The following is a 24281-nucleotide window of genomic DNA, read 5'->3' as shown; positions in this document are numbered from 1 at the left end:
CGCAGAACGCGTGACCCCCTCTTTCCGGACGACACCGAAGCCATGTTCGACAAGATTCTGATCGCCAACCGCGGCGAAATCGCGTGCCGCGTCGCCGCGACGTGCAAACGTCTCGGGATCGCGAGCGTCGCCGTCTATTCCGACGCGGACGCGAACGCGAAACACGTGGCCGCGTGCGACGAAGCCGTGCACATCGGCGGCTCGGCCGCCGCCGACAGCTACCTGCGCATCGAGCGCATCATCGAAGCCGCGCGTGCAACCGGCGCGCAGGCGATCCACCCCGGCTACGGATTTCTGTCGGAGAACGAAGATTTCGCGCATGCGTGCGAAGCGGCCGGCATCGTCTTCATCGGGCCGCCGGTCGACGCGATCGCGGCGATGGGCTCGAAGGCCGCCGCGAAGGCGCTGATGCACGCGGCCGCCGTGCCGCTCGTGCCCGGCTATCACGGCGACGACCAGGATGCCGGCAACCTGCATCGCGAAGCCGACGAGATCGGCTACCCGGTGCTGCTGAAGGCAAGCGCGGGCGGCGGCGGCAAGGGCATGCGCGTGGTCGAGCGCTCCGCCGATTTCCCGGCGGCGCTCGCGTCGTGCCAGCGCGAAGCCGCGAGCAGCTTCGGCAACGATCGCGTGCTGATCGAGAAATACCTGACGCGCCCGCGCCACGTCGAGGTGCAGGTGTTCGGCGACACGCACGGCAATACCGTGTACCTGTTCGACCGAGACTGCTCGGTGCAGCGCCGTCACCAGAAGGTGCTCGAGGAAGCGCCGGCGCCGGGCCTGCCCGACGACCTGCGCCGTGCGATGGGCGAGGCAGCCGTCGCGGCTGCGCGCGCAGTCGCCTATGTCGGCGCGGGCACCGTCGAATTCATCATGACGGGCGATGCGTTCTACTTCATGGAAATGAACACGCGCCTGCAGGTCGAGCATCCGGTCACCGAGATGGTCACGGGGCTCGATCTTGTCGAATGGCAGCTGCGTGTCGCATCCGGCGAGCCGCTGCCGCTGCAGCAGCACGAACTGCGCGTGCAGGGCCATGCGCTCGAGGCGCGCCTGTATGCGGAGAACCCGGCGCGCGGCTTCCTGCCGTCCACGGGCACGCTGAAGCACCTGCGGCTGCCGGCAGGCGTCGAATTCGCGATCGGTGCATCGGTGCGTGTCGACAGTGGCGTGCGCGAAGGCGATGCGATCACGCCGTTCTACGATCCGATGATCGCGAAGCTGATCGTCCATGGCGCGGACCGTGCGGAAGCGTTGAGCCTGATGCTGCGCGCACTGCGTGCATGTGAAGTGGTCGGCTTGCACACGAATGCCGCGTTCCTGCAGCGGATCGTTGCGTGCGCACCGTTCGCGACGGCCGATCTCGACACGGGCCTGATCGAGCGCAACCACGATGCGCTGTTCGCGCCGCAAGAGCCGCCGCGCGCCATGCTCGCGCTCGCGTGCGCGGCGCTGCTCGCGCGCGAACGCGGCGCGGCCGCGCAGGGTGCATCGCCGTGGGGCGCGCTGCCGGACTGGCGACTGAACGGCGGCTATCGCCGCACGCTCGAATGGCATGCGGCCGAGCGCGAAGCGGACCTGACGGTCACGTACGAGGACGACGGCGCTGTCGTGCGCCTCGCGGCCGGCGACGCAGCCGCGCAACCGTTCGTGTGGACGCGCGGCGCCACGCCGCTCGATTTCGACGTGACGCTCGGCGGCGTGCGCAGCAGCGGCCGCGTGGTTGCGGACGGCGACACCTTCCACGTGTTCACGCAGGGCGCGGCCGAGTCGTTCGAATGGCGCAACCTGCTCGCGCATGCGGGTGACACGGAGCAGGGCGGCGGCCGTCTGACCGCGCCGATGCCCGGCAAGGTGATCGCGGTGCTGGTCGAGCCGGGCCAGAAGGTCGAAGCGGGCACGCCGCTGATCGTGATGGAAGCGATGAAGATGGAGCACACGATCGGCGCGCCGAGCGCGGGCGTCGTCGCGGAAGTGCTGTACGGCGTCGGCGACCAGGTTTCGGACGGCGCGCAGTTGCTGATGATGGCGGAAGGCTGAGCAAGGCCTGTTTCGCTGTATGCGGGCCGGTTGCTGCGGCTGCCGGCCCGCAAGAAAGCGTCGCGATTCGTTGCGCGACCGATACTGCGACGGACTTGCTTCGATCGCATCGGCAAAAACGAAGCAATACGAATCTTTCGATTGCATTACGTTTTTCGCTATCCCTTCCGCTGCGACACGTGCCGCTCCCCGCATGCACGCAGCGCGCCTCTTGACGCGACACCGTCGTGTAACACGTCGTAATTAGCATCTCGCCGTCGATATGACCGGTGCGCACCCGCGCCTGTGTCACGTCATCACATCCACGGAGAGAAGTTATGCGAAAGTCGGCCCTACGGCCTTTCGCGGTCGTTGGTCTGATCGCGCTGACAGCACTCCTCGGTGCCTGCAACGACGACCTGGCTGCACCCGCCGCACCTGTAGCGCAGCAGAAGGCCGCATGCGGCGGCGGCGTGGTCGCCACCGCGCAGATGCACTGCCCGCCCGGTTTCACCGCGCCTGCCTCGTCGCCCGCTTCCTGATCCCGGCCGTTTCCACCAGAAATCCAATCAAGAGCAACCAGCATGGCCACCCATTCGCGACGCGATTTTCTGAAGTTCTCCGCCGGCCTCGCCGGCGCGACCGCCGCCACCGCACTCCTTCCCGAATCGATCCGCAAGGCGCTGGCGATCGAGCCGAATACCGTGACGGGCACGATCCAGGATGTCCAGCACATCGTCGTGTTCATGCAGGAAAACCGCTCGTTCGACCACTACCTCGGTCACCTGAGCGGCGTGCGCGGCTATAACGACCGCTTCCCGGTCACGCTGCCGAACGGCAAGCCGGTGTGGTTCCAGCCGCGGCAGGAAGACAAGACGAGCGTGATCGCGCCGTTCCGCTACGACACGACCAACCCGGGCGTGAACGCGCAGTGCATCGGCGGCCTGCCGCATACGTGGGCGACGACGCACGGCGCGATCGACAACGGCCGCGCGGATCAATGGGCGGTTCAGAAGTCCAACATGACGATGGGCTACCACGTCCGCGACGACATCCCGTTCCATTACGCGCTCGCGGATGCGTTCACCGTGTGCGACAACTACTTCTGCTCGATCCCGGGCAACACGCACCCGAACCGCATGTACCTGATGACGGGCATGGTCGACCCGCTCGGCACGGGCGGCGGCCCGCTGCTCGACAACACCGACTACATCGACAACCAGTTCGACAAGATCCAGTTGCCGCCCTTCAGCTGGACGACGTATCCGGAGCGCCTCGAGAAAGCTGGCATCTCGTGGCAGATCTATCAGCAGGGCACCGGGTTCGACAACTTCACCGGCAACTACGGCACGAACATGCTCGCGTGCTTCAACAACTTCGTGAATGCGCCGGCCGGTTCGTCGCTGCAGACGCGCGGGATGAGCACGCGCCCGATCACGCAGCTGAAGGCCGACGTGCAGGCGAACGCGCTGCCGCAGGTCTCGTGGCTGCTGCCGCCCGCCGCGTATTCGGAGCATCCGAAGTTCACGCCGCTCTACGGCGCGTACTACCTGTCGACCATTCTCGATGCGCTGACGTCGAATCCGGACGTGTGGAGCAAGACCGTCCTGCTCGTCATGTACGACGAGAACGACGGCTTCTTCGATCACGTCGTGCCGCCGTCGGCACCGACGCTGCCGGGCTCCGGCATGAGCACCGTGGACGTGTCGCTCGAGCGGCACAACGTCGTGACCTCGACGCAGACGGGCACCTACACGGCCGACAACCTGCCGTACGGCCTCGGCCCGCGCGTGCCGATGTTCGTGGTCTCGCCGTGGTCGAAGGGCGGCTTCGTCTGCTCGCAGGTCTTCGATCACACGTCGGTGCTGCAATTCATCGAGAAGCGCTTCGGCGTGATGGAAACGAACATCTCGCCGTGGCGCCGCGCGATCTGCGGCGACCTGACGTCGGCGCTCGACTTCTCGAAATCGGATGCCACGTTGCCGACCCTGCCGAGCACGCAGGCGTATGTCGCGCAGGCGGACCTGCAATGTTCGCGTGCGTCGTCGCAGACCGCACCGGCCAGCACCGCGCAGCAGGTCGTGACGGCGCAGGAGCCCGGCACGCGGCTGGCGCGCGCGCTGCCGTACGAATTGCACGTGACGGGCCAGCTGCAGGCCCAAGGCTACGCGGTGACGTTCGCGAACACCGGCACGCAGGGCGCGCATTTCTGGGCCTATACGGGCGACCCCACCGCGATGCCGCGCCGCTACACGGTCGAAGCGGGCAAGCAGCTGACCGATACGTGGGCGCTCGATGCGAGCGGGAACTACCTGGTGAGCGTGTGGGGGCCGAACGGCTATTTCCGGCGCTTCGCGGGTTCGGCCGCCGCGGATGCCGGCGCGAAGCCTGAAATCACCGCGTGCTACGACGTCGCCAACGGCGACGTGTACGTGACGCTCGCCAATGCGGGCGCCAGCGCGCTGACGGTCACGGCGACCGACGTCGCGTACGGCACGGCGGCACGCACGCTGACGATTCCGCCGGGCAAGAGCGTCGAGGCACACTGGGATCTGTCGTGCAGCAGCCACTGGTACGACCTGCAGTTCGCAGTGGCGGGGAATACGGGCTGGACGCGCCGCATCGCGGGGCACGTCGAAACCGGCAAGGCCAGCATCACCGACCCGGCCGCCGTGGCGCCGACGACCGCGCCGATCTGACGGTTATCCGTGCGTGCCGGCCCCGCGCCGGCACGCGATGAGGGCATGTCGGAAATGAGAAAGGCGCCGCATGGCGCCTTTCTCATTCAGGGTCACGCAATCACATGGGGCGAAAGACCGCATATTGGTCGCCATCGATTTTTTCCATGTACCGGGAGTCATGGAGCGTCAGGTTGACTGGCTGGAGCAATTTCTCGTTGGTGGCCTCGAGTTCGCTGCTGGCGCGCGTATTGAACAGGCTCGAAGCGTTTGCGGAGTTCACGAGAGCGTCGAGGCGCGTTGCGTTCCAGTCGAGGTGCCCCCTGAGCAAATAAAAATGCATGATTCCGCATTGCTGATGCGCCCAGAAGTCATGCCACGCGAATGAATCGGGCCGCCATACGGAGTTGTGGCTCTCGAAGTACGATGCGGTGCTCATCGGCATGCACTCGGGGGTCGAGATGAGGATGTATCGCGATCGGTAGTTGAGAAATTCCAGTAAATCGCGACCGTGGGAGTGGCGCATGTGTTCGATGACATCGCCCAGGATGACCGTGTCGTACGCGTCGCCGGATCGTTCATACAGCGTGTCGCTGACACCGGAAATGATGTCGTCGTACCCGTTCTCGATCAGGAACGGATGCGTCTCCTCATCGCACTCCAGCGCCGTGAAACGGCAATCCGGCACGACCTTCTTGAGCAGGCGCCCGTATTTCCCGCCTCCGGCCCCGATATCCAGGATATTGCTCGGATTGATCGACTTGACCAGGTGCTGGGTGAGTTGATCAAACGTGGGCCATGAATACCCGATCTGTTCCAATCTGACCTCCCATCAAGGCTGGTTCGAAAAAATGATCGTATCGATGTAACGGATCCACTCATTCGTGCGCAGTCGCAAACGCCGCGATCAACGGTTCGAGGATCCATCACACTGCGTTGCTCGTCTTTCTTCCCGACATGCGACAACCCATGCGGCGGGATAGAACAAACGTCCAGTCGTGCGAGCCGCTCCGGACGAAGGCGTCAGCGTAGCAGCCCGTCGTCCTGCGCCATCATCAGCGCCCGCATCGCGGACCACATCCCGTAGTAATGCACGATGTAACTGTCCGCACGGCGAAACAGCCAGGGCGTGTTGAAGCTGACGAGATCGGCCACGCCTTCGCCGTGCAATTGCCCGTCGCGCTCCATCGCGCGAATGAAATGCAGCTGGTCGCCGTCGCTCGCATAGACGCTCGACCGGTCGTGCAGCGCGGCGATCGTCGCCATCATGTCGCGCAGCATCGCGTCGTTGCGCCCGGTGCGGCGGAATGCCATCACGCCCGAGTTGAACGCCCACTGGCCGATGTCCTGCGCGAGCAGCCAGTCGCGGCCTTCGAGCAGCGGTTCCAGCGCTTGCTGCTGATCGGCGATCAGCACGTCGGCATCGAGCCACACGACCCATTCATGATGCTGCAGGTACGCATGCAGCAGCCACGGCTTGAACCAGTTGCCGGTCGCGTTCATGCCGATCTCGGCGGGAGTGTCGCGATGCACGTAGAGCGTGTAGCCGTGCGCGTCGCAGTAGCGCCGGAAGTTCCGTTCGGCGATGCGCGCATAGCTGCCGATGTTCGGCGTGTAGAGCGTCATCAGCGCAATCGAACGGCCGGGGTTGTAGGTGCTGCGCTCGGCGGCTTCGTCCGGCGTGCGCGCGGCGTCGTGATCGAACGAGAACATCGGCCGGCCGGCCGCACGGCATCGATTGACGTACGCCACGAGCGTGTCGCGGAAGCGGGGCGTCGCGCCTTTCCGTTCGGGATCGTGCGGGGTGTCGTCGATGCTGATCGCGAACGTCGGTTCGCGGCTCCACATCGGATCGAGGTCGGGGCTGGACGGCATGACCGGATACAGCCCGTCGATTTGCGTCATGTAGTGATGCGTGTCGAGCGCCGCGAACAGCGCGGCCTCCGAGGTCAGCCGCGGTTCGCTGCCGAGCTTGCAGCGCTGCACCAGTTGCATCACGATCGCCCGCACGGCCGCCGTATTGCGCCAGATCTGCACGTCGACCTGCGGCAGCGGGGGCGCGAACGCGTCGACGAACAGCATGTCGCGGCCGCGCATCAGGCGATCGAGCGCGACGGGCTCGATGATCGCCGCGTCTTCGCTGAGCAGCAGCACGAGTTCGTCGGGCTGCGCGCCGCGCAGCACGTGGAGCAGCGATTCGTAGCGATACAGCGGCCGCAGCGGCAGCGCCTGCGGCATCGCGCAGGCGTCGACGAATGCGTGGCGATATCCGTGCGCCTGTGCGTATTGCCGGTGATTCTCGAGGCTGGCGGGCGCGGCCTGACTGAAATGGCTGAGGACGATCATCGTGCGCTCCGAAGGTCGCGCAGCGGGGGACGGCGGGCGCCGGGCGCGGTGCGTGTCGGCGCGGCTTCGCGGCCGGGCATGCTTTGTCGCGCGTGCCGCCCCTGCTCGTGACGGATTGCCCGGAAGACTTGCGCGGCGTCGCGTTCCATTCTGTCAGCCATTTTTCAGCAGCGTTGCTGCGAGGTCGTTTTCTGCCGGCCCCGGTGCCGATACCGCCCGGCAACCCGGTGGCGCGGCGGGTCGCCCGAGTATCGCACAACCATCTCGCGGATTTGCTTGCGCCGGCCGGGCGCTGACCATCCCTGACAGTATGCGGCCGGTGCTCCGCTAAAATGCCGGGTTGCCGTCGGCGTGCGCCGCTTGACGCGGGCAGCGCTTCACGCGCTACACTGCATCCATTCCATCCCCATCCAACCTCTCATCCCGCCGACGATGACGTCTCCTGTCCTGAACGGCCTGCGCATCGGTATCACGATCGGACTGCGTGCCCCCGACGAAAGCCTGTGGATCAACGGTATCAAGCAGAACGCGCTGTTTCTCGCGAAGCTGCTGATGGCTTCGCCGCATGGCTACCGCGTGACGCTGGTCAACACCACCGACGTGCCGCTCACCGACGCGCTGCCGTGGGATCGCAACGTGTTCGACACGCGCGCGTTCGCCGACATGAAGGATTCGCTCGACGTGGTGATCGAGCTCGGCGGGCAGATCGACGCCGAGCAGACGGCCTACCTGAAAGCACGCGGCGCGAAGCTCGTCAGCTACTGCTGCGGCGTCGAGTACATCAACGCGATGGAATCGATGCTGTTCGGCCGCCGGCTGTGGGATTCGCTGTTCATCAACCGCGGCTACGACGAGGTGTGGGCGATTCCGCAGATCGCGCCGTCGTCGCTGCCGTTCCTGCAGTCGCTGCGCCGCTGCCCGGGGCGCGTCGTGCCGTTCGTGTGGGATCCGATGTGCCTGAACACGCGTGCGCAGTCGCTGCCGGAGCAGGGCGAATACCGGCCGCGCAGCGAGCCGGGCAAGCGGCTGACGGTGATGGAGCCGAACCACAACGTCGTGAAGTTCTGCGTGTATCCGATGCTGATCATCGACGAGGCGTATCGACGCGACCCCGACGCGATCTGCTTCACGCACGTGACGAACGCCGATCGCCTCGCGCACGACAGCCCCGAGTTCGTGATGCTGATGAATTACCTGGACATCGTGCGCGCGGGCAAGGCGAGCTTCGTCGGCCGCTTCGACACGCCGCTGTTCCTGGCCGACCTGACCGATATCGTCGTGTCGCACCAATGGTCGAACCCGCTCAACTATTTTTATTTCGACGTGTGCTGGCAGGGCTATCCGCTCGTGCACAACGCGAGCCTCGCGCCCGATCTCGGCTACTACTATCCGGACAACGAAGTGCAGCAGGGCGCCGATGCGCTGTTGCGTGCGCTACATACGCACGATGACGACTGGGAAGCGTACACGCGGCGCCAGCGCGAAATCCTTGGCCGCTATACGTCGGCGAATCCGGCGCTCGTCGCCGAATACGACGCACTGCTCGCGAACCTGGTCGGCGCATCGGCCGCATAAGGCCCGATTTTTCACGCGGCGCACACCGTTGCGCCGCGGTCCGCCATCGGGATTGTCCCGCCCTAATGTCTGACGAAATAATGCCGTTAAAAAAGAAACCGCCGAACCCGATCGGTTCGACGGTTTTTGAAGGCACGAAATTGACGGCTCCGAGGGAAGTCCGTCGGAAATCATTTTAGAGGTTAACAAGTCTTTAAGATTGTTAAAAATGGTTCAATTGATAATCATCATATGATTTAACTTGATATTATCGATTAAAGGCCGTTTTATTCGGTTTAGAAATTTAATAATTCGTTTGAAACGGGAAAATTGAACGCTGCGATGATCGAATGACGTGCGGCGGCCGGTTTTCAGCGAAGAGAAAACCGGGTGGCCAGCCTTCACGGCCGGCATGATAGCGAGCGGGGCGGTGCTTCACAGGCCGGTATTTATCAGATTAATTGAAGATTTCCCGATTTGCGAGGCCCGCAAATTACGTGGGAATTGATTCGGATAAGCTTGTTTAGGCGATTGGAATAAACAATATCCGGATCGGGGTTCCATGATTTGCGTTAGTGTGACCTGTCGCACATTCGGTATCGTGCATGCATGGTGTATTTCCAGTAACTGGATATCGTTGAAAATATCGAATTTGACGGCGCGCCGAAGCGAAAAGTACGCTCCCGGAAAAGATCGACATAACAGGATGGGCCGGGTAGGCGGCGGAGCGCGTCATGGTCGGCTTGCTCCGCATGTTTCTTGAGGTCGAGCCGCGATCGGCGGCTCGCCATTTGCCGGAGCGCCGGATGAATGCGGTCGAAGCTCGCCAGGGGGCGAATCAGGAAGCAAATCGGGAAGCGAATCGTGACGACATCGATCTCGTGTTCGGCTCCCCCGACGATCATCCCGACCTCGCGTCGGTACGCAGTTTCGTGGAAAGCCGGCTCGGGTTCGCGCAAGAGCCCGTGTGCCGGGCCGACCTGTCGGGCGGTGTGCTGTACCAGGAATGCCTGGCGAGATTGCGGTGGGGCGAGCGCGATGCGCTGCCGCCGCTAGCGTTCCTGCCGCGCCTCGAGGCGCTTGGGCTGATGCGGTGGTTCGACCGGCTCGTGGTCGGCCGGACGATCGACGCGCTGCGCGCCGATCCGGCTGCCGTCTACGGCTGCAATGTGGCGGCGACGAGCGCGGTCGTCGACGACGCGTGGCTGGCCATCTTCAGGCGGCTCGAGCGCGAGCCGTCGGTCGCGGCGCGGCTGGTGGTCGAGATCACGGAGACGGGGCCGTTGAATCCCGTCGCGGGTCGTTCGTTCGTGAACCGCTTCCGGCAGGCCGGGTGCCGCATCGCGATCGACGATTTCGGGGTCGGCTTCAGCGCATTGAACAATCTGGTGGTCGGCAATCCCGACATCGTGAAACTTGACCGGTCGATCCTGTCGATGATCAAGCGCAACGCGATCGGGCGCTACCAGTTCCGCAGGCTGATCGCGTTCGCGCATGAAGGCGCGCGGCACGTCGTCGTCGAAGGCGTGGAAAGCGAGATCGACCGGCAGATCATCGTGGATGCCGGTGTCGCCTGGGCGCAGGGCATCCGCTTTTCATGGCGGTCGCCGGCCGCCGCGTGACGGCGCGGTAACAGGCGGGGCGGCGTGCACGATGCACGCCGGTGTCGGGCGTGGCCGGCGCGTGGCCGGGACGAATCGCAAAGGGGCATGGGCATGGCGGGGACGAAGGCCGGAGGCGGAACGGGCACGCAGGTGGCCGGTGCACGCGAGCTCGTCGCGATCGCCGAGCTGGCCGACATGCTGTGGCAGCTGGGCGCCGAATCGACCGAAGTGCCGATCGACGTCGCGCCGTATCTCGACGGCCTGAAAGCCATTGCGCGTCGCATTCGGCGGATGAAGCCGCTCGATGCCGGCGGCCGCGAACTGGCCGCGCGGCACTATTACGCGGGTGTGATCGCGGGCGCGTGCGGCGACGATTCGGCGATCGCGCGTGGTGTATCCGACAGCCTCGTCAAGCAGTCCGGCGGCGCCAGCCGGCTGGTGGCGCGTTGCTTCGCCGTGCTCGCACGGACGGGCCGGCGGCACGGCCGTGTGTTCGCCGCGCAGAGCGGCGACCGGGTGCTGGTGTAGCGCCTTTTCACGCCTGTTCGTGCCGGTGGCGTGCCCCGGCACAGCGTGAAGCGCGCGTCCCGCGTCGGCATCATTCGCGCGTAGCGGCCCGGACTCGCGGCAAACCTCCCGGCAAACCGATCAATCCTTCCCGAATCCGCCGAGCACGAATGCCATCGCGCGGTCGACCGCGTCGTCCCATTGGCCGACGTGCGCGGCGCGCACGATCCGGACCCCCGGATACAGGGCGGTGCGCGAGCCGGTTTCCCAGCGCGCGTCGGCTTTCGGGCTGAGCAGCAGCACGGCCGGCACGCCGAGCGCGCCGGCGAGGTGGACGTGCGCGGTGCAGGTGGTCACCACGGCGTCCAGCGCGAGCATCAACGCCGCCAGGTCACTGAAATCGCCGATCGCCTGATGCGGGAAGGTCACCGGCAGGTCCGATTGCTCGGACTGCGCGGACAGGTCGCGGTTGATGCAGTACGCGGCGTGGCCGTGCATCCGCGTCAGCGGCGCGAAGTCGCGCAGGCTGGCCGCGCGATGGAAGCGCGCGTCGCTTTCGTCGCGTCCGCGCCAGTTGAGCCCGATGCGACGGATGCCGGCGGCGTGGCCGTCGCGTGACACGCGCTCGCGCCACGCGGCCGCGTGCTCGGGCGGGCAAGACAGGTACGCGGCCGCCGATCCTGCGGGCGCCGGCGCGTAGCCGAACTGCGCGGCGAGCACCAGGAACGAACACCAGTAGTCGTGGGCGATCTGCGACGCGTCGACCCACGCGCCGTGCGCGCCGATGAATTCGATGTGCGGGAACGAATGACGCATCAGGCCCGTCAGCGCGTCCGGAACGACGACGGTCACGCTCGCGCAGCCGAGCGAGTCGAGCGCATGCAGGTAGCGCGCGTACTGGAGCTGGTCGCCGACGCCGCCGTAGCTGAGCACCAGCAGCCGCTTGCCCTGCAGCGGCTGGCCCTGGTAGAGCCGCTCCGTCGGCAGTCCGAACTGCGCGGCCGTCAGGACGTTTTCGCTCGCAATGGTGGCGCGGGCCGCTTCGTCGCGCCGGCCGGCGCGCAGCAGCAGCAACGAACGCGACAGCTCGATGCGTCCGCGCGTTGCGTCGGGTAGCGCGGCCGGATCGCCGAAGTGTTCGAGCGCCGCGAGCCCGGCGTCGGGTGCCCCGGCGAAGCCGTAGCACGACGCGAGTTGCAGCGCGATCGCATCGTCGTCGAGCCCGCGGCCGCGCGCACGTTGCCAGCGGCCGATTGCATGTCCCCACTCGCAGCGCGACTCATGGTCGAGCGCGCGGTTCCAGTTCGTTTCAGGTGCGTCGGTGTCAGCGGCTGCCGCGGGGTTCGTATCGTTTTCGGCCGGCGATGCGACGGCGATCGGCTCGATCGAGATGACCAACCGCTGCCGGTCCCAGCGCGGGTTCGGCACGCAAAGCAGGTTCAGCCGGTCGATCCGGTAGAACGTATAGTCGAGGCCGGCAAAGGTGGCGATGATCGGCGCCTCGCCGACTTTCCAGTATTCGATCCAGCACCAGGGCAGATGCGTCTCGATCAGACCGCGTGCGCCGCGCAGCGCGTCGATCTCCATGCCTTCGATGTCGAGCTTCAGGAAATCCAGCCGCGGCAGGCCGAGCGAGTCGAGCCTGATGACGGGCGTCGGCGTGCCGCCTTCCGCGTGCGCGTCGACGAGCGAGACCTGGCCGAAGTCGGCGTCCTGTCCGTAGTCGACGTCGGGCACCTTCATCGTGCCGTTGGCGCCGGCCAGCCCCATGTTCAGCAGGTGGACGTTGTCGAGCTGATTGAGCGCGACGGTGCCGCCGAGCGCATGGAACAGCGTGCGCTGCGGCTCGAACGCGTACACGCGGCCGCCGCGCGCCCGCAACCGGTGGGCGATCGGCACGCATACGAGCCCCGCATTCGCACCGCCGTCCACAGCGATCGCATCGTCCGGCAACTGGTCGATCACCCTCAGGATCGTGTCGAGCTCGGCCTGGATGTGCGGTCGCCCGGTCTTGATCAGTGCCTCGGCCTGATACGCGCAGTGCCGGTTGATGACGAACGGACCGTGAATCGAATCGATCACGACGAAATTGCGGACGGTCTGATTCATGGGCGGTAGCGGGGACGAATGAGGTCAGCCGAGCACTCGATCGGCGAACAGGTGCTGGATTTGCGCGGAATACGCGCGGACGTTGTGTTCGGCGAGCGTGTCGACCTGGTGCAGGCAGCGGCGGGCCGCGGCCGCGTAGTCGTCGAGCCGCGCGTCGTGCGTCTGCGCGGCGGTTGCGATCGCGCGTGCGGCATCGAAGATCTCGAAATCCGGATAGTAGTAGCCGACGTCGCGCAGGAACGGCGAGTTGTGCACGAGCGGGTAGTTGCCGTACAGCGCGTCGTACAGCAGGTAGTTGAGGCCGTTTTCCCAGTGATGGGACACGACGATGTCGGTGTGATGCGCGGCCCACGCGACGAACGGCGCGCGCACGTCGGCGGTGGCCTTGCCGTCGCGCACCATCTCGAGGCCCAGCGCGAGATGCTTGAAGGCGACGTTTTCCTTCTTGTCGAACGTGTTGGTCATGTACACGTGCTCGACGAGCTCCGGATGTTCGACGTAGCACGCGTTTGCGGCGAGCATCGGCACGATCGAGCTCTTCACGACGTTCAGGTTCGGCTCGAAGAACGCGATGCGCTTCGCGGGGCCGTGGTTGCGATAGCCGAAGCGCGCCTTCAGTTCAGGATCGGCATCGAGGCTGCGCTCGATGAAATACGGCGACCAGATGTGCGGCAGCTCGATCACCGGCGCGCGGTACACGGCCTGGAAATACGCCGCGCACGTGTGCATGTGCTGCGGGTTGGTCCAGATCTCGTCGAACTGCACACGGTGCGGGTTCGGCCGCCACTGGTTCTTCTCGAAGTTGATCGTCTCGACGGCGATCACGTAGTCATTGCCGAAGCGGTACGACACGCACTTGCCGCCACGCCGGCGCACGGCTTCCGTGTGGGACGAGTCGATGAACGCGTTCATCTCGATCAGCAGGTCGGTCTGGTGGACGACGGCCGACAGCGGCCGCAGCGCGTCGCCGAACGCGTCCATCATCAGCGCCTGCGGATACTCGGTGACGCCTTCGTCGTGCGCGAGCCAGACCTCACCGATCAGCGGCGACTGCTTCAGCAGCATGTACAGGTACACGCAGTGCTGGTTCGCGCCGTTGTACCAGATCGACTGCGTCGCGTCGCGCTGCACGTTCATCGTTATCGCGACATTGAGTTTCATGACGGCTCCGTGGTGCGGGCGTTGCGCGGCTTACGGCGTGTAGTTCTGCGACTGGCGCGGCACATAGCCGGTCAGGTGCCAGCGGCCGTCGTCCTCGAGGCGGAAGCTCAGCTTCTCGAACATGGTCGCGCCGCTCGTCAGTGTCGTCGCGTAATCGACGTTCGCGTAGAGCCCGTCGGGCGTCGTCGACGCGTTGGTAAAGCGGATACGCGTGATCTGCGCCCAGCCGCGATGGCGGACCGTGCCGACCGACTGGCGCGCACGCTGCATGTCCGACGCGAACTGGTCCTGCTTGATGCGCGCCTTCACGAACCCGGCGGCATCGGTCCACACCGCGCTGTACTGGCTGGCGTCGAGCTGCTTGAACACGGCGTCCGAGTCGCGGAGCAGCGCGTCGGCCGATTCGCCTTCGGCTTGCGCATGCGCGCCGATCGCGATCGAAGCGACGGCGCAGCCGATCAGCCATTTGGCGCGGGTGAGGGTCGTGCGTGCGGTCATGTCGGAGTCCGGAAGAAGGCGGCGCGTCACGCGTCGCGATAGAGGGTGGCGATCGCGTCCGTATAGGCGGTGACGTTCGCGGGGTTGTAGATGCTCACGGAGCTGAGCACGTGCTTCGACTGCTCGCGGTACGCTTCCAGGTTCGCGTCGTGCTCGGCGAACGCCTTCAGCAGCGCGCGGCCGCCGGCCTGGCAGTCGAAGTCCGGATAGAAATACCCGGCCTTGCCGAGGAACGGCGAGTTGTGGATCAGCGGGTAGTCGCCGTACAGCAGCTCGTAGTACAGGTAGTTCTGCGCGTTTTCCCACGTGTGCGACACCACCGCGTCGCCGTACGCGGCCATGAACTCGTACACCGCGTAGCGGCTCTCGAACGTCGTGATCCCGTGGTTCACGATGTCGAGGCTCTTCGCGAAATGGACGAACGTCGCATGTTCCTTCAGGTGCAGCGTGTTGCACACGCGCACGAACTCGAGGAAATCGGGTTTCGCGCGATACGCTTCCTCGGCCACGAGCATCGGGATGACGCTCGTCTTCACCATGCAGATGTTCGGCTCGAACATCGTCACGCGCCAGCGCGGCTTGCCGGGCTCATAGCCGAACGACAGCCCGGCGCCGAGCGTTGCGCGCGCCTTGTCGAACAGCATCGGGTGCCAGATGTGCGGGACGATCGTCACGGGCGCGCGCAGGCCCGTCTGGTAATAGTGCAGGCACGAGCGCTCGAATTCGGGAATCGTCCACACGGCGTCGTACGGCGCGCCCGAGAACAGGAAACCCGACGGCTTGTCGAACATCGCGCGTTCGATGTCGATCACGTAGTCGTTGCCGACCCGCATCGTGACGACCTTGCCGCCGCGCTCGCGGAACGCGCGCAGGTAATCCGCGCCGAACTGCGCGCTCATTTCGATCAGCACGTCGCAGCGTTCCAGCGCTTCGTCCATCGACAGCAACGGCACGTCCCATTCGCCGAGCATCATCTGCGGATCGGCGACCTGTTCGCCGCCGTTCACCATCACGGCTTGAGCGACGAGCGGCGACTGGCGCAGCAGCAGGATCAGCAGCAGGCAGTTCTGGAAGATGCCGTTTTCCCACAGCGACTGGCCGGCGCCGCGCACGAACAGCGACACGCCGACGACGAGACGCTTGCCCTCGCCGGGCGCTTGACGGGCATTGGAGTCCGACATGCGTATTCTCCGGTTCAGGCGACCAGACGCGAGACGAACGCGTCGAGGTTCGCGGGGTTGTCGATCGAGACTGACTGCAGCAGCCGGCCGGCCTTCGCGCGGTAGTCGTCGAGGCGTTCGTCGTGATGCAGCCACGCGTCGAGCAGCGCACGGCCGCCCGCGGCGGAATCGAAGTCCGGGTAGTAATAGCCGGCGTCGCCGATCAGCGTCGAGTTGTGGATCAGCGGATAGCCGCCGTACAGCACGTCGTAATACAGATAGTTCTGCCCGTTTTCCCAGTGATGCGACACGACCGCATCCGCGTGGCGCGCCATGAAGCCCGGCAGGTCGAGGCGCGGCTCGAAGGTCGCCTTGTGCTGGCGCACGAGATCGAGGCTGTTCGCGAAGTGCACGAAGGTCGGATGCTCCTTCATGTGCATCGCGTTGACGACGAACATGTGCTGCACCGCGTCCGGTCGCGCGCGATAGAACTCGTCGCATGCCAGCATCGGGTAGTGGCAGGACTTGGCGACCGAGATGTTCGGCTCGAGCATCGCCAGGTACCACGGGCGGCGGCCGGGCCGATAGCCGAACGTCGCGCCTTCCGCGGCGAGCGCGGCGATGCGCCGCTCGAGGAAGTACGGCGACCAGATGTGCGGCATCAGGTGGACGGGCGCGCGCAGGATGGTCTGCAGCATCGGCGCCGCGGTCTTGTCGTATTGCGGCAGCAGCCATACTTCGTCGAACGGCGCGCCGTTGAAGACGTGCCCCGACGGCTTGCCGAAGATCGGGGTTTCGCACAGGCCCGCGTACACGTGCCCGCAGAAGAACGCGGCGATTTTCTTGCCGAGTGCCTTCATGTGTCGGAGCCACTCCACCGGCAGCTGCGCGCCCATTTCGATCACGACGTCGAGTTCGTGCGTGACGTCGGAGGGCTTCACGAGCGGGATGTCGAGGCCGTCGAGTTCGAGGCCGGCCGGCAGCGCGTTGGCGTCGCCGCCGTTCAGGAAGTAGACGGGGCCGACGCGATCCGAGCGCTTGAGCATCATCGCGAGGAACGCGATGTTCTGGTGTATCCCGTTTTCCCAGATCGCCTGGCCGTCCCGCGCAAACAGCGAGATGCCGACGGCCGGCCGTTGCTTGCGGGTGCCGCCCGAGGCGGCTTCATTGATGTCCGTCACCGGTTGGTTTCCTCTGCGGCGGCGTGCGTCCGGGCATCGCGTCGAGCGTCTGGCCTGGAAGCGGCGCGCCGTGGATTGTCATGGTTGCAGTTGCGCCGGTGCGCCGCGGCGGGCGAATCGGGCGACCTGGTTCGCGAAGGCGGCAGCCGGTTCCCGGCATGTCATCGGGCACGCCTGGCACGGCGCGCGATTCGGGCAGGTTGCCCCGGCGACTGTCTGCGGCGATTGTGGCACGGAAACCGCCGGTTTTGGCGGGGTGTGACGAACTTTGACATAGCCGCCGGTCAATGGGAGCCAGGTGCCGGCGAAGCGGCGCCCGGGTTGTCCGGCGGAGGTCGGATGCGGGTCCGGCGCGGCGCTGGCGGCCGGCCGGATCGGGGCGCCGCGCGCGGCGGCGGCCCGCTCAGTGCTGCAGTCGGATTTCGACGCGGCGGTTGCTGGCGCGGCCTTCCGGCGTCGCGTTGGACGCGACCGGGTCGGCCTTGCCGCGGCCCGAGACCGTCAGCGAGTCGGTCTTCAGGCCGTGTGCCTTCAGGTACGCCGCGACCGATTCGGCGCGGCGCTTCGACAGCGCGAGGTTGTAGTCGTCGCTGCCCACCGAATCCGTAAAGCCGGTGACGCTCACCTGCGAGTACGTGTGGTCCGCACGCTCGCTCAGCAAACGGTCGAGCGATTCGCGCGCGGTCGGGGCAAGCGTCGCGTGGTCCGTGGCGAACAGCGCGTCGCCCGACAGGTTGATCTGTTCGACGACGGCAGCCGCCGGCGTGGCGGCCGAGGCCGCTTCGGCCGGTGCCGCGCCGCACTGGAACACGAGCGTCGCGGGATCGGATTTGTCGCGCAGCGCGCGCGCCGAGTCGACGGCGCGCACCGGCTCTTCGCCGCAGATCTTGCGGGCAGCCTTCATGCACGTCTGCGGGCCGGACAACAGGCCATGGCAGTCCACCTGGAAGGTGCGCACGCCGTCGCGCGGCTGCAGTTCGGAAGCGCTGTAGGTCGGGCCGGATGCGGTCGAGCACGCGGCGAGGGCCGTTGCGGAAAGCGCGAGCGCAAGAGCGAGTTTGTTCACGGTTACATCCTCAATGCTTGGGTTGACTGAAACCCGCCACGGGTTGCGCGGCGGGCTCGTCTGGCCGTCGGGGCCGCCGCGGGCCGTCCGGCTGGCGAGCCGGGCGGCCTGGCGGCGCGACGCGTTACTTCCACTGGTACAGCATGCCGGCGCCGATCACCTTCTGACCGCCGCTGAAGCCGCCGTTGATCGACGCCTTCAGGTTCTCCGTGATGCGGGCCTGCATGTTGACCGCCATCGCCTTCTGGCCGAGGAAGGTCGACGTGCCCACACCCATCCCGAAGTTGGCGTCGCGATCGAGCTGCGGGATCGACGCCATCGCGCCGACGGCCGCGATACCCTGCTTCGCCATCTGGTCGGTCTGCTGCAGTTGCGAACCCAGCGAGTTGATCTGCGCCTGCTGGCCCGACAGTGCCGTCGACAGCGTCGTCTGCACCTGCGTCAGCTGGTTCACGTTCACCGCGTCGGTGCCTTGCGTACCCGGCGCGACGTTCGTGATCTGGCGCTGCTGCGTGTCGCTGCCGACCGACACCACGTTCGAACGACCGCCGTCATTCGAATTCGCGCCGATCGCCACCGAGTTCGAGCCGGCGGTGACCTTCGGTGCGTCGGAGCCCGTGCCGTTCATGTCGGCGGCGACGCCGTTGTTGTTGGCGGCGCGCGTCGTGTTGTTGTTGATCGTCGTCGACAGCGAGTTCAACGTGTTGTTGATGTTGGTCACGCCGGTCGACAGCGAGGCCACGTTGCTGTTCGTCGTGCTCAGGCCGGTGGACAGCGAACCGATGCCCGTCGAGGTCGACGTCGACAGCGAGTTGACGTTGCTGTTCGTCGTGCTCAGGCCCGTGGACAGCGAGTTGACCGCGGTCGAGGTCGACGTGGACAGCGACGACACCGAGCTGTTCGTCGCGCTCAGGCCCGTCGACAGCGAGTTGATGCCGGTCGACAGCGATGCGACGTTCGAGGCGGTGGACGTCGACAGCGCGTTGACCGCGTTGTTCGTCGCGTTGAGCTGGCTGCCGTTGATCGCGTCCGTGCTCGTGGCCGAGATCTGGCCGGCGGCGACGTTCGTGATCTGGCGTTCCTGGCCCGGTGCGCCGACGCTCACCACGCCGACCGGCGAGCTGCCCGCGAAGAAGTACGTGACACCGCCGATCGTGGCGCTCGACGTGCCGACTGCGTTGCCCGTGACCGAGTTCGCGCCGAGTGCGATCGAGTTGGCGACGTTCGCGGTGGCGTTCGAACCCAGTGCGAGCGCGTTGGCCGCGCTGGCCGTGGCGCTCGAGCCGTAGGCCTGTGCACCGACGGCGCTGGCCGTCGACTGGTTGCCCAGCGCGATCGTGTTGTCCGCGGTGGCCTGGTTCGAGCTGCCGAGGGCAAGTGCGCTCGCGCCGGTTGCGGTGTTCGCGTTGCCGAGCGCCACTGCGCCGTTGCCGGTCGCCGTGTCGTTCGCGCCCATCGCCACCGCGCCGGTGCCCGTCGCGATGCTCGGGTCGCCGATCGCGACTGCGCCGTCGCCGGTTGCCGTGTTGCCGGAGCCGATCGACACGGCCTTGCCGCCCGTGGCCGATGCGTTCTGGCCGATCGCGACCGCACCTGCCGACTGCGCGTTCGAACCGTCGCCGACTGCGACGCTGCTGGTGCCCGCCGCGCTGGCGTTGACGCCGGCCGCGAGGGCGTTGGTGCCGGTGGCGCCGTCGTTGGCGTAGTTGCTTTGCTGCACGCCGTTGTCGTTGACGCTGTAGTAGTGCGTCTTCGCAGCGTTGATCGCGGTCGAGGTCGAAGTCGACAGCGACGTTACCGAACTGTTCGTCGTGCTCAGGCCGGTGGACAGCGAGCCGATGCCGGTCGAGGTCGACGTGGACAGCGACAGGATCGTGCTGTTCGTGCTGCTCAGGCCGGTGGACAGCGAGCTGATGCCGGTCGAGGTCGACGTGGACAACGAGGTGATCGAGCTGTTCGCCGACGAGAGGCCGGTCGACGTGGAGGTCGACAGCGAGGTGATCGAGCTGTTGGCCGACGACAGGCCCGTCGACGTGGAAGTCGACAGCGACGTCACCGAGCTGTTGGTCGAGCTCAGGCCGGTCGACAGCGAGTTGATGCCGGTCGAGGTCGACGTGGACAGAGACGTGATCGAGCTGTTCGCCGACGACAGGCCCGTCGAGGTCGAGGTCGACAGCGACGACACCGAGCTGTTGGTCGAGCTCAGGCCGGTGGACAGCGAGCTGATGCCGGTCGAGGTCGACGTGGACAGCGACGTGATCGAGCTGTTGGCCGAGGACAGGCCGGTCGACGTGGAGGTCGACAGCGAGGTGATCGAGCTGTCGGCCGAGGACAGGCCGGTCGACGTCGAAGTCGACAGCGAATCGATCGAGCTGTTAGCCGAAGACAGGCCCGTCGAGGTCGACGTGGACAACGACGTGATCGAGCTGTTGGCCGACGAGAGGCCGGTCGAGGTCGAAGTCGACAGCGAGGTGATCGAGCTGTTGGCCGACGACAGGCCGGTCGACGTGGAGGTCGACAGCGACGTGATCGAGCTATTCGCCGACGACAGACCGGTCGACGTGGAAGTCGACAGCGAGGTGATCGAGCTGTTCGCCGACGACAGGCCGGTCGACGTGGAAGTCGACAGCGACGTGATCGAGCTGTTTGCGGACGACAGGCCGGTCGAGGTCGACGTGGACAGCGAAGTGATCGAGCTATTCGCCGACGACAGACCGGTCGACGTGGAAGTCGACAGCGACGTGATGGAGCTGTTCGCGGACGACAGGCCAGTCGAGGTCGAAGTCGACAGCGAGTCGATCGAGCTATTGGCCGACGACAGGCCGGTCGACGTGGAGGTCGACAGCGATGTGATCGAGCTGTTGGCCGAAGACAGGCCGGTCGACGTGGAAGTCGACAGCGATGTGATCGAGCTGTTGGCCGAAGACAGGCCCGTCGAGGTCGAAGTCGACAGCGAGTCGATCGAGCTATTGGCCGACGACAGACCGGTCGACGTCGAAGTCGACAGCGAGGTGATCGAGCTGTTGGCCGACGACAGACCCGTCGAGGTGGAAGTCGACAGCGAAGTGATCGAGCTGTTAGCCGACGACAGGCCGGTCGAGGTGGAAGTCGACAGCGACGTGATGGAGCTGTTAGCCGACGAGAGGCCCGTCGACGTGGAAGTCGACAGCGAATCGATCGAGCTGTTAGCCGACGACAGGCCAGTCGAGGTCGAGGTCGACAGCGAGGTGATCGAACTGTTCGCGGACGAGAGGCCGGTCGAGGTCGAGGTCGACAGCGACGTGACGGAGCTGTTCGTGGACGACAGGCCCGTCGAGGTCGAAGTCGACAGCGAGTCGATCGAGCTATTCGCCGACGAGAGGCCGGTCGAGGTCGAGGTCGACAGCGACGTGATCGAGCTGTTCGCGGACGAGAGGCCGGTCGAGGTCGACGTCGAGAGCGAGGTGATCGAGCTGTTCGCCGACGACAGGCCAGTCGAGGTCGAGGTCGACAACGAATCGATCGAGCTATTCGCCGACGAGAGGCCGGTCGAGGTCGAAGTAGAGAGCGACGTGATCGAGCTGTTAGCGGACGACAGGCCGGTCGAGGTGGAAGTCGACAGCGACGTGATCGAGCTATTCGCCGACGAGAGGCCGGTCGAGGTCGACGTGGACAACGACGTGATCGAGCTATTCGCCGACGAGAGGCCGGTCGACGTCGAAGTCGACAGCGACGTGATCGAGCTATTCGCCGACGAGAGGCCGGTCGAGGTCGACGTGGACAACGACGTGATCGAGCTATTCGCCGACGAGAGGCCGGTCGACGTCGAAGTTGACAGCGAAGTGATCGAGCTGTTCGCCGACGACAGGCCCGTCGAGGTCGACGTGGACAGCGAGTCGATCGAGCTATTAGCCGACGAGAGGCCGGTCGACGTCGAGGTGGACAGCGAAGTGATCGAGCTGTTAGCCGACGACAGGCCGGTCGAGGTCGAGGTGGACAGCGAGGTGATCGAGCTGTTGGCAGACGAGAGGCCGGTCGAGGTCGAGGTCGACAACGAAGTGATCGAGCTATTCGCCGACGACAGGCCCGTCGAGGTCGAGGTGGACAGCGAATCGATCGAGCTGTTAGCCGACGACAGGCCAGTCGAGGTGGAAGTCGACAGCGACGTGATGGAGCTGTTAGCCGACGAGAGGCCGGTCGACGTGGAGGTCGAGAGCGACGTGATGGAGCTGTTAGCCGACGACAGGCCGGTCGACGTGGAGGTCGAGAGCGACGTGATCGAGCTGTTCGCGGACGACAGGCCGGTCGAGGTCGACGTCGAGAGCGACGTGATCGAGCTGTTCGCGGACGAGAGGCCAGTCGAGGTCGAGGTCGACAGCGAATCGATCGAGCTGTTCGCCGACGAGAGGCCAGTCGAGGTCGAGGTCGACAACGAAGTGATCGAGCTATTCGCGGACGACAGACCGGTCGACGTGGAGGTCGACAGCGACGTGATGGAGCTGTTCGCGGACGACAGACCGGTCGAGGTCGACGTGGACAGTGAATCGATCGAGCTGTTAGCCGACGAGAGGCCGGTTGAGGTCGACGTGGACAGCGACGTGATCGAGCTGTTGGCAGACGACAGGCCGGTCGAGGTCGAGGTCGACAACGAAGTGATCGAGCTATTCGCCGACGACAGACCCGTCGAGGTCGAGGTGGACAGCGAGGTGATCGAGCTGTTGGCCGACGACAGACCGGTCGACGTCGAAGTCGACAACGAGTCGATCGAGCTGTTAGCCGACGACAGGCCGGTCGAGGTCGAGGTCGAAAGCGACGTGATCGAGCTATTCGCCGACGAGAGGCCGGTCGAGGTCGAGGTCGAAAGCGACGTGATCGAGCTATTCGCCGACGAGAGGCCGGTCGAGGTCGAAGTCGACAGCGACGTGATCGAGCTGTTGGCCGACGAGAGGCCAGTCGACGTCGAAGTCGACAGCGACGTGATCGAGCTGTTGGCCGACGAGAGGCCGGTCGACGTGGAAGTCGAAAGCGACGTGATCGAGCTGTTAGCCGACGAGAGGCCCGTCGACGTCGAGGTGGACAGCGACGTGATCGAGCTGTTGGCCGACGAGAGGCCGGTTGAGGTCGACGTGGACAGCGACGTGATCGAGCTATTTGCCGACGACAGACCGGTCGACGTGGAGGTCGAGAGCGAAGTGATCGAGCTATTCGCCGACGACAGGCCAGTCGACGTCGAAGTCGACAGCGACTCGATCGAGCTGTTAGCCGACGAGAGGCCCGTCGAGGTCGACGTCGACAACGACGTGATCGAGCTATTCGCCGACGACAGCCCAGTCGACGTCGAAGTCGACAGCGACGAAATGGCGCTGGTTGCGGTGCCAACCTGTTGGGCGACCGAATAGAGCTGGCTGCCGTTGATCGCGTCGGTACTGGTCGACGTCACCTGGCCGGCCGCGACGTTGGTGATTTGTCGTTCGTTGCCGGCGCTGCCGACGCTGACGGTGCCAACCGGCGAGGTGCCTGCGAATCCGCCGAACGTGACGCCGTCGACGGTCGCGCTGCTCGTGCCAACGGCCGGGGCCGTCTGCGAGCCGGCGCCGAGCGCGACGGAATTGTTCGTGCTGGCGACGGCGCCGCTGCCGATCGCGACGGCGTCGGTGCCGGTCGCGGTGCTGTCGGGGCCCGTCGAGTTCGCGTGGAAGTACTTGATGCCCTGGCTGTTGATGTTGTTGATCGCCGAGCCGACGCTGTTCGCGGTCGACGTCGTGCCGTTCGCGTTGTAAGTCGTGTATGCCGGTGCGGAGACCGTCCCGGTCGTCGGGTCGTACGTGGAGCCGCCGCCGAGTGCCGATGCCGTGCTGGTGCCGAGGTTGTCCGTCTTGACCGTGACCGTGCTCAGGCCGGTGGACAACGAACCGATCGAGCTCGTGGCCGACGAGAGACCCGTCGACGTCGAGGTCGACAGCGACAGGACCGAGCTGTTGGCCGAGCTGATGCCGGTGGACAGCGAGTTGATGCCGGTCGAGGTCGACGTGGACAGCGAACCGATCGAGCTCGTGGCCGACGAGAGACCCGTCGACGTCGAGGTCGACAGCGACAGGACCGAGCTGTTGGCCGAGCTGATGCCGGTGGACAGCGAGTTGATGCCGGTCGAGGTCGAGGTGGACAGCGAACCGATCGAGCTATTGGCCGACGACAAGCCCGTCGACGTGGAAGTCGACAGCGAAGTGACCGAGCTGTTGGCGGAGCTGATGCCGGTGGACAGCGAGTTGATGCCAGTCGAGGTCGACGTGGACAGCGAACCGATCGAGCTGTTGGCGGACGACAGGCCCGTCGACGTGGAGGTCGACAGTGAGGTAACCGAACTGTTGGCCGAGCTAATGCCGGTGGACAGCGAGTTGATACCGGTCGAGGTCGACGTG

At 65.8% G+C, this 24281-nt stretch carries 14 protein-coding genes; 5 read left to right on the top strand and 9 right to left on the bottom strand.

Going from position 1 to position 24281, the window contains the following annotated elements; all coding sequences use genetic code 11:
- The first annotated feature begins 42 nt into the window (after positions 1-42).
- Together HAV18_RS37930 and HAV18_RS37920 are read left to right on the top strand one after the other, a co-directional pair.
- Complete coding sequence (locus tag HAV18_RS37930) at positions 43-2040, top strand: acetyl/propionyl/methylcrotonyl-CoA carboxylase subunit alpha (protein WP_166965904.1); 1998 nt, start codon at positions 43-45, stop codon at positions 2038-2040.
- A gap of 563 nt (positions 2041-2603) precedes the next feature.
- Entirely contained in the window at positions 2604-4718 is a 2115-nt protein-coding gene (locus HAV18_RS37920) for a phosphocholine-specific phospholipase C (RefSeq protein ID WP_166965900.1), read from the top strand.
- 100 nt (positions 4719-4818) lie between these two features.
- On the opposite strand, the gene HAV18_RS37915 is transcribed toward HAV18_RS37920, so the two are convergent.
- Positions 4819-5517: a class I SAM-dependent methyltransferase gene (locus HAV18_RS37915; RefSeq protein ID WP_166965898.1), complete on the bottom strand. Its 699-nt coding sequence runs from the start codon at positions 5515-5517 to the stop codon at positions 4819-4821.
- 203 nt (positions 5518-5720) lie between these two features.
- Positions 5721-7043, bottom strand: coding sequence for a galactosyl transferase GMA12/MNN10 domain protein (locus tag HAV18_RS37910; RefSeq protein WP_166965896.1), 1323 nt, complete (start codon positions 7041-7043; stop codon positions 5721-5723).
- 432 nt (positions 7044-7475) lie between these two features.
- Between HAV18_RS37910 and HAV18_RS37905 the strand changes: the two genes are divergently transcribed.
- The 3 genes from HAV18_RS37905 to HAV18_RS37895 all read left to right on the top strand — a co-directional run bounded on the left by HAV18_RS37905 (position 7476) and on the right by HAV18_RS37895 (position 10729).
- Positions 7476-8618 (top strand): DUF2827 domain-containing protein, encoded by a 1143-nt coding sequence (locus HAV18_RS37905; RefSeq protein ID WP_166965894.1) that lies wholly within the window; start codon positions 7476-7478, stop codon positions 8616-8618.
- A 785-nt stretch (positions 8619-9403) separates the two neighbouring features.
- The gene (locus HAV18_RS37900) at positions 9404-10219 is read left to right on the top strand and encodes an EAL domain-containing protein (protein WP_166965892.1); all 816 of its coding nucleotides are present in this window, start codon (positions 9404-9406) and stop codon (positions 10217-10219) included.
- Positions 10220-10306: 87 nt separating this feature from the next.
- Positions 10307-10729, top strand: a complete 423-nt coding sequence (locus HAV18_RS37895) for a hypothetical protein (RefSeq protein WP_407062455.1) — start codon at positions 10307-10309, stop codon at positions 10727-10729.
- Positions 10730-10849: 120 nt separating this feature from the next.
- Here the strand turns inward: HAV18_RS37895 and HAV18_RS37890 are convergent, their stop codons facing one another.
- The 7 genes from HAV18_RS37890 to HAV18_RS37860 form a co-directional block, all read right to left on the bottom strand.
- On the bottom strand, positions 10850-12817 hold the full coding sequence (locus tag HAV18_RS37890; protein ID WP_166965889.1) for an FkbM family methyltransferase: 1968 nt from the start codon (positions 12815-12817) through the stop codon (positions 10850-10852).
- Between the two features lie 24 nt (positions 12818-12841).
- On the bottom strand, positions 12842-13978 hold the full coding sequence (locus HAV18_RS37885) for a DUF2827 family protein (protein ID WP_166965887.1): 1137 nt from the start codon (positions 13976-13978) through the stop codon (positions 12842-12844).
- A gap of 30 nt (positions 13979-14008) precedes the next feature.
- Positions 14009-14476 carry a DUF4019 domain-containing protein gene (locus HAV18_RS37880; protein WP_166965885.1) on the bottom strand — a complete coding sequence of 156 codons (468 nt, stop codon included), beginning with the start codon at positions 14474-14476 and terminating at the stop codon, positions 14009-14011.
- Positions 14477-14502: 26 nt separating this feature from the next.
- The gene (locus tag HAV18_RS37875; RefSeq protein WP_166965883.1) at positions 14503-15657 is read right to left on the bottom strand and encodes a DUF2827 domain-containing protein; all 1155 of its coding nucleotides are present in this window, start codon (positions 15655-15657) and stop codon (positions 14503-14505) included.
- Between the two features lie 14 nt (positions 15658-15671).
- Positions 15672-16817 (bottom strand): DUF2827 domain-containing protein, encoded by a 1146-nt coding sequence (locus tag HAV18_RS37870; RefSeq protein ID WP_166965881.1) that lies wholly within the window; start codon positions 16815-16817, stop codon positions 15672-15674.
- A 403-nt stretch (positions 16818-17220) separates the two neighbouring features.
- Entirely contained in the window at positions 17221-17883 is a 663-nt protein-coding gene (locus tag HAV18_RS37865; RefSeq protein ID WP_166965879.1) for an OmpA family protein, read from the bottom strand.
- Between the two features lie 124 nt (positions 17884-18007).
- Positions 18008-24281 (bottom strand): YadA-like family protein (locus HAV18_RS37860; RefSeq protein ID WP_208102287.1); only part of this gene is annotated, 6274 nt, incomplete at its 5' end.

The sequence above is a fragment of the Burkholderia sp. D-99 genome, assembly GCF_011605345.1.
Lineage (GTDB): Bacteria > Pseudomonadota > Gammaproteobacteria > Burkholderiales > Burkholderiaceae > Burkholderia.
This window is presented reverse-complemented; position numbering and strand designations above follow the sequence as displayed.